Source organism: Streptomyces atratus, assembly GCF_040655115.1.
GTDB lineage: Bacteria > Actinomycetota > Actinomycetes > Streptomycetales > Streptomycetaceae > Streptomyces > Streptomyces atratus_D.
This window is the reverse complement of sequence record NZ_JBFAJH010000059.1, coordinates 22,396-29,439: the sequence shown is the minus strand read 5'-3', so window position 1 is coordinate 29,439 and position 7,044 is coordinate 22,396. Positions and strand designations below refer to the sequence as shown.

7 protein-coding genes are annotated in these 7,044 nt (G+C 70.7%); 4 read left to right on the top strand and 3 right to left on the bottom strand.

Features of this window, described 5'->3' with window-relative positions; all coding sequences use genetic code 11:
• Positions 1-626: 626 nt before the first annotated feature.
• Entirely contained in the window at positions 627-1,037 is a 411-nt protein-coding gene (locus AB0I23_RS35760) for a VOC family protein (RefSeq protein WP_359116101.1), read from the bottom strand.
• A gap of 81 nt (positions 1,038-1,118) precedes the next feature.
• The gene (locus AB0I23_RS35755; RefSeq protein WP_359116100.1) at positions 1,119-1,511 is read right to left on the bottom strand and encodes an AraC family transcriptional regulator; all 393 of its coding nucleotides are present in this window, start codon (positions 1,509-1,511) and stop codon (positions 1,119-1,121) included.
• 698 nt (positions 1,512-2,209) lie between these two features.
• On the opposite strand from AB0I23_RS35755, the gene AB0I23_RS35750 reads away from it, so the two are divergent.
• Genes AB0I23_RS35750 through AB0I23_RS35740 form a run of 3 tightly spaced genes read left to right on the top strand, consistent with a single transcriptional unit; the run spans position 2,210 to position 3,611 of the window.
• Entirely contained in the window at positions 2,210-2,593 is a 384-nt protein-coding gene (locus AB0I23_RS35750; protein WP_359116098.1) for an NAD-dependent epimerase/dehydratase family protein, read from the top strand.
• Positions 2,590-2,715, top strand: a complete 126-nt coding sequence (locus AB0I23_RS35745) for a hypothetical protein (protein WP_359116096.1) — start codon at positions 2,590-2,592, stop codon at positions 2,713-2,715. Before AB0I23_RS35750 ends, AB0I23_RS35745 begins: the two co-directional genes overlap by 4 nt.
• A gap of 23 nt (positions 2,716-2,738) precedes the next feature.
• On the top strand, positions 2,739-3,611 hold the full coding sequence (locus AB0I23_RS35740; protein WP_359116094.1) for an RNA polymerase sigma-70 factor: 873 nt from the start codon (positions 2,739-2,741) through the stop codon (positions 3,609-3,611).
• A 660-nt stretch (positions 3,612-4,271) separates the two neighbouring features.
• On the opposite strand, the gene AB0I23_RS35735 is transcribed toward AB0I23_RS35740, so the two are convergent.
• Positions 4,272-5,003, bottom strand: coding sequence for an SDR family oxidoreductase (locus AB0I23_RS35735; RefSeq protein WP_359116092.1), 732 nt, complete (start codon positions 5,001-5,003; stop codon positions 4,272-4,274).
• A 957-nt stretch (positions 5,004-5,960) separates the two neighbouring features.
• Between AB0I23_RS35735 and AB0I23_RS35730 the strand changes: the two genes are divergently transcribed.
• Positions 5,961-7,001, top strand: coding sequence for a serine hydrolase (locus AB0I23_RS35730; RefSeq protein WP_359116090.1), 1,041 nt, complete (start codon positions 5,961-5,963; stop codon positions 6,999-7,001).
• Positions 7,002-7,044: the final 43 nt, after the last annotated feature.

Sequence of the window (7,044 nt, the reverse complement as noted above, 5' to 3'; positions counted from 1 at the left end):
TCCGCCTCACTCTCCTGCACCCGCCCCCCCCCCCCCCCCCCCCCCCCCCCCCCCCCCCCCGCTCCCGTACGTCAGCAGCCCCCCCACGTTGGTCCACGGTCACTGAGGCGGCCCGACGTAACCCGCAGCACCACGGTCCACGACGGCGAGCACCGCCCGCATCGCCCGGTGCCGGCCTCGGCGTCCCCGTCCGAACGCGCCCGGCGACGTGTGGCGCACCCAAGACCGCTCAGCAGCGCAGAGCGGTCTTGAGCAGGAGCCGGCAGCGCGGCCCCCCGCCGAGCCCACCACCCAGGCCGTGTGGCCCCTTGACGGGCCCGCCGCTTTGCGGGCCCTCCCCACCGCCGCACCCGAGCCCGGCCCCGGAATCTCCGGCGCCGACACCGTCACCGCCGCCCCGCCCGCGACGGACCCGCGGGCCAACCGCAGTCGGCGTGGCAGCAAAGACGGTCGGACCACCACCTTCGACCGGACGCGTATGCCCGCAGGAAAGAGGCCGAGCGAGCGAATGACCAATCAGCTCACGATCTTCCGTGAGGACCCGCTCCGTCAAGCGGGCCCATGCCTTTCACAGCGCCATTGCCGCGATCCGGCTCCGGATCCGCTCGTAACCCGCAGGACAGCCCTCAGGACCTCAGCTGGGTGAAGCGGATGCTGTTGCCGAAGGGGTCGCGCAGACCGCAGTCGGTTCCGTACGGACGATCGGTGGGTTCCTCGGTGAACTCGACACCCCGGCCCAGCAGTGTCTCGTACGTCTTGCGGCAGTCATTCGTGGTGAAGATGAGCGAGCCACCCATCGCGCCCTTGGTCACCAGCTCCCGGACCTGCTGCGCCGTCTCCTCGGACATCGCCGGAGCGCCCGGCTTCTCCAGCAGGATCTGGCGCTCCGGGTGGCCGGGGATGCTGACGGTCAGCCAGCGCATGAAGCCCATGTCGACGTCGGCGTTGACCTCCAGGCCGAGCTTGCCGACGTAGAAGTCGAGGGCCTCGTCCTGGTCGAGGACGTAAATCTGCGAGTGCGTGATGGCGTTGAACATGCGCATCACGCTACTGGGCAGGCCGGACGAAAACTTATCCAAAACTGCTCAGTCGACGGACAGCACCGGTGGTGCGGGCGGTCAGGTGCTCGGCCGCGTCCACGCCATCGTGAAGCACGTCGGTACGTCCGCGGCCGCCGCTTCCGCACGGTACGTCCTCGGCGGCCGGCCGACGATGTCGCGGAACGTGCGGCTGAAGGTTCCCGGGCTGCCGAAGCCGACTTCGAAACAGATGTCCGTCACACTGCGGTCGGTCTCCCGCAGCAGGAACATCGCACGTTCGACACGGCGGCGCTGCAGGTAGCGGTGCGGCGTCTCGCCGAACGTGGCCCGGAAGGTGCGCGTGAAGTGCGCCTGCGACACATGGGCGATCCGGGCCAGGGCCGGGACGTCCAGCGGCTGCGCGTAGCCGCGGTCCATCGCATCCCGTGCCCGAAGCATGCGGCGGTTGGTCTCTTCTGCAGCGCGGCCCACGACAGCATCACACCACGGTTCTGCGCCGTCCGTGACAGATCCGCTCCGCCCCCTGCCAGCGCAAGGTGCACTACGACGGCCCGCGCCCAGCAGCAACCGGTGTCCAGCGAGCCACCTACGACCCACCGGACAGCCCTTGACCCCGCTCGCCGCACCCAGCCGCATCCAGGCCACCCGCTCCTTGTTCCGGCACTGGAACGAGGAGCGGGAGACATCCCGGCCGACGGCTGCGGCACCCGCAACGAGGTCCTGACCGTTCCTGGGCGGTGAACAGGAGTGAGTCCTGTCTCACCGGTACGCCCCGAACGGTCTTGGGCGCACTGGTCCTCCGCTTTCGCGTCCCGGTCGGCGACGCATATCCCGTACGCGCTCCGTTCCAGGTGGGCGGAATCCCTACGACCTGGCCATACGGGTGTGGCCGGAGGCGACGGGGAGGCCCCGAACCATCTCGCTGGTGACACGGGGCCCCGACTGCTGACGCCACACCCGGCGTCCCAGATCGCACCGAGTACGTTACGCACACCCCGCCAGGCATGCCCGCAGCTCGTCACACCGTTCTCCCCATCGTGTCCATGTTCGCCACAACGATGTGTCTGCCCAGCAGTTGTGAACCCCCGAGGCCGCCAGGACCCCAACGGCAAGCGCCGGATACAGGCCGCGCGCTCGAGCCGCTGTGGGTCCGTCCGCCCAAGCAGTTCGTGCCCGTCCTCGGCGCGCTGCGCGAACTCGAACAGCGCACATCGGACGCGGGTGGGGCGCTGCTGCGCTTCGGTCACCTCTACGGACCGGGGTCCAGCTGTGCGAGCGACGGCTCCTTCGTCCACCAGGTGAAGGCGGGAAAGGTTCCGCTCGTCGGCGGCGGGACGGCCGTGTTCTCCTTCACCCACGCCCATGACGCCGCCACCGCGGTGATCGCGGCTCTCGACAGGCCCGTCAGCGGCGCGCTCAACATCGTGGACGACGACCCCGCCCCGATGCACCAGTGGCCGCCGTGCCTGGCGCCCACCGTCGACGCACCCGGCCCGAAGGGCGCGCCGGCAGCCCTGGGCTTGCCGTGGGCGGTTGGGATGTCGCCTTCATGACCCGGCTGCGCGGCGCCGACAACGCCCGTGCCAAGCTCAGCCTCGACTGGCGGCCCCGGCACGCCTCCTGGCGCGAAGGCTTCGCGGTGGAGTTGAATGACGCGGCCGTACCGGCTGCCTGAGCGCGGGGGAGGGACGACGGAGCATGGCACCGACACAGCACGCCGAGGGATTCGAGGAGTTCGAGGCGCATCGTCCGCTGCTGCTGGGACTGGCCTACCGCCTGCTCGGCAGCATGTGGGACGCCGAGGACACGGTGCAGGACGCTTATCTGCGCTGGACGGCGGCCGACCGCGCCGAGGTCCGCGAACCCAGGGCCTTCCTGATCACCATCGTCTCGCGGCTCGCTCTCGACCAGCTGCGCTCCGCCCGTGTCACACGCGAGGCCTACACCGGGCCATGGCTTCCGGAGCCCGTCGCCACCGGGAGCCTCGGCCCGCTGGACACCGCCGAGCTGCGTGACACCGTCGCCTACGCGACGGTCCGCCTGATGGAGCGTCTGACACCGCCCGAGCGTGCCGTGTTCGTGCTCCGCGAGGCCTTCGGACTGCCGCACGGGGACATTGCCGAGATCGTCGACGCAACACCGGCCCACTGCCGCCAGATGTACCACCGGGCACGCCGACACCTCACCGACGGACGCGACCGGTTCCAGCCCACGGACGAGGACCACGGCAGGCTGCTCACCCGTTTCCTGGAGGCGGCGTGCGGCGGCGACCTGAGCGGGCTCACCGAACTGCTCAGCGAGGACGTGGCCGTCTGGAACGACGGAGGCGGCAAGGTACGGGCCGCGCTGCACCCGGTCACCGGGCGCAAGCATGCCATCGCCTTCGTGACGGGCCTGGTCACGCGCTACTCAATGGGGGAGGCCAGACTCGTCGACACCAACGGCCACCCCGCCCTGCTGACCACCTTCGACGGCGGCGAGCAACTGGTGGCGCTCGATGTGCGAGACGGCCGGATCCACAGCATCTTCGCCGTCCTCAACCCGGACAAGCTCACCCACGTACTGATCTGACCTGCTCACCGCCGCCCACCACGGGCGAGAACGACCTGCGCCGCCGAGCCGCCGAGCCGCCGAGCCGCACCGGCACTCGCCGAACGCGGGCACCCGCCCCTGCAGGCGCCATGTCCTTCCTTCCGCACACCCGTAACCGGCCCCGGTTCCCGGGCCGCCGGCTCTCCGGTCGGCCCCGCGCTGTCCGGGCGTCCGTCACCCATGAGGATGAGCCGAGAGGACCGTCAAACCGGCCCTGCCGTATCCGCCGGACAAGCAGACGGGCGTGGCTTTTGGCGGGCCCTCGGCAGGAACCGGTCCTGCCCGGATTGTTCACCTGCACGGACAGCACAGGTGGCGCACCGCCGGAAAGTACGTCGGACGAAGTCCTCCGCACCGAGTCCAGCACGCCCGCACGGGCTCCCGAGATGCTGGCCATGATCGGGCTCGGCACGTGCGCGCCCTGTGCGAGCAGCGATCGGACGGTGGCGAAGCCGATCCCGGGGGAGTCCTCGGGTGACGGCAACCACATGAGCGGTTGAGCGGAGGTCCATCGGAATCCGTCCGCGGCACGCAGTCGGCGGCTGCGGTGTCCAAGGCCCGGCGCGGGACCGGGCCGGACGTGGCGCAGCCGTCGGACCGGAGGTCATCACGCCCGGAGCGCTGGAGGTCGCGGCTGGTTCAGGAGAGCCAGTCGGTGTAGCGGGTGGGGGCGATGCGGGCGCCGTTCGGGGCGGTGAGGACGTCACCGTGGGCGGCGGCGAACATGCCGGCGGTGTCATCGGTGACGACGGAGCGCCCGTCGCCCTTGGCGGTGAGGGTGAGCCGGCCGAGTTCGTCGAGGGGATAGACGTCGGGGCCCGCGATGCTGAGGACGTCGTTGAGCGGGGTGCCGGCGGCGACTTCGGCGACGACGCGGGCGACATCCGCGGCGGCGATCGGCTGGAGTGGTGTGCGCGGCAGACGGACGGTCTCGCCGTCGGTGGTCGAGGACAGGACCGCGTCGATGAACTCCATGAACTGCGTGGCGCGGACGATGGAGTACGGCACCGGGCCGGCCTTGAGGATGTCTTCCTGGAGCACCTTCGCCCGGTAGTAGTCCAGGTCGGGCACCTGGTCCGCGCCGACGATGGAGAGGATGACGAAGTGCCCGACGCGGCCCTTCTCGCTCGCGGCGAGGAGGTTGTCCATCGACGTCCGGAAGAAAGCGAGCGAGGCGTCGTCGAAGGTCGGGGAATTCGTCAGGTTGATGACGGTGTCGGCGCCCGCCACGGCATCATCCAGGCCCTGGCCGGTGATGATGTCCACGCCCGTGGACAAGGAGTGCGGGACGGCCTGGTGGCCGGCCGTGTTCAGGTTCTCCACGACCTGCGACCCGATCAGCCCGGTTCCGCCGATGACTGCGAACTTCATGGCATGGCCCCTCTCTCGACGACTATGTCCGGTATGTTCCTTGGTGGCGCCAACTTCACCCAAGCCGCGCGGCGGGCGCAACCGCACGATGCGATGCCACTTCTCACCTACGCAGCCGGCCCCCGGTGCTCCGGGTTCTCGTCTCACCGTCGTGATGCCGCAGGCGGCCCAGAACTGTTCGAGGGCGGCCATCACCGCGAGTGCGGTCGCTTCGGGAGTGCATCGGCGGTCCGGCCGTGATCAGGGAGTGCGCGCACGACTGACGTCCTGCCGCTTCATGTGTGTGAGTGAAGACCCGGTCCTGAAGTCCTGCCGGTCCAATTGCCTGGCCGACGGCAGGAGGGCACCTTTCAGAGTTCCAGCGCGGCAGCCGGCCGCCGCCAGGGACCGGTGGTGGGAAACGGCCGGTCCCCGCCGAACAGGGGCGCCGTGGCACCGCAGTCGAATGGGGCCGGTAGTTCCTTGGCCGGCCGAGGCAGGTGGGCCATTCGGTATCCGCCCGAATGCGGGGCAAGCCGCCGAAGGCGATTTCACCGGCCGCACAGGTCGTCGCGTTTTCCGCTTTGCGTTCCTCGCCGGGGAAGGGCGGATCAAGGCACCGATCCGGCCGGCCAGGACTGGCTCCACGCGTGCGCGGATCAAGTCGCGGGCGTGTGCGGTGCCGGCCGGGTGGCGGTGGCCCTTGGCCGACGAGTGTGCCACCAGGCACCGACGCCGGCTCGACAGCGGGGTCTTTCCCCCTGGTCATCCCTGCCGTCCCGGACCGTCGTGAAAAGGAAACCCTGTCACGGTCGCTATGAGCGGCTGGACCCGCGCGGAAAGTTACGTAGCGACCTCATTGAAGCGCTCTTTCCTCGGATTCCATTTGCGGCTGGTGTGTGCGGAATCACGAATTGCGTCACGCAACTGTTACGTGGGACATAGCTATTTCACGGATGGTCTTTTTATCCTCGCGCCATGTCTCGCCATTCGTTCGCCCCGCTGGTCGTCATGTTCGCCCGGCGCCACCCGTCGCGCCACGCCCTGGCCGCGCTCGCGCTCGTCATGACCGGCTGGGCGGCGACGGGCGGCTTTACCGACCCGGCGGCCGGGGCCGACGAGGCGCGGACCGTCCCGCGGTCGGGCCCGATGGCGGGGACGGCGCCCGGCACCGTCCAGCCGGGCGTGGTCCTCGCGCCGCCGTCCGCGTCCGCCACGGTGGCGCCCTCGCCGGCGGTGTCCGTGGCGGCCCTGCAGACCGCCCGGACCGCCGGGACCGGCGTGGCTCCCGGTGCGGCTCCTGACCAGGCGCTGTCCCGGCGGCTCGCGCCGGTCGTGGCGGCCACCCCCGCCTCGCTCTCGGTAGCGGTGCTCGACCCGGCCGACGGGCGCACGGCACGGTACGGAGTGCGGGCGGGGACGACGTACGACACGGCGAGCATCGTGAAGGTCGACATCCTGGCGGCCCTGCTGCTCCAGGCCCAGGACCAGCACCGCGGGCTCACGGCGCAGGAGAAGGAGTCCGCCACGTCGATGATCCGGATCAGTGACAACGCGTCCGCCGACGCGCTGTGGCGCGTGATCGGCGAGGAGCCGGGCCTGAACGCCGCCAACCGCAGGCTCGGCCTGACCGGCACGACCGGCGGCGGCAACGGGCACTGGGGGCTCACCCAGACCACCGCGACCGATCAGCTCGCCCTGCTGACCGCCGTCTTCGGTACCGACTCCCCACTGGACCAGGCGTCCCGTACCTACCTGCGCGGCCTCATGGGCGGCATAGCGGCAGGCCAGGACTGGGGCGTTTCGGCGGCCGGCCCCGTCACCGGCCTGAAGAACGGCTGGCTGCAGCGGACCGCGACGGGCCGCTGGGACGTCAACAGCATCGGTCTCGTCCGGGTGGACGGACACGACCGCCTGATGGCGGTGCTGTCGCGGGGCAGCGTCAGCATGGCGGACGGCGTCTCACTGGTGGAGAAGGCGGCCAAGGCGGCCGTCCAGGCCCTGGACGCGACGGCCTGACCCCACACCGCCACCAGGCCCCGCTCCCGCCGGGCGCCACGGT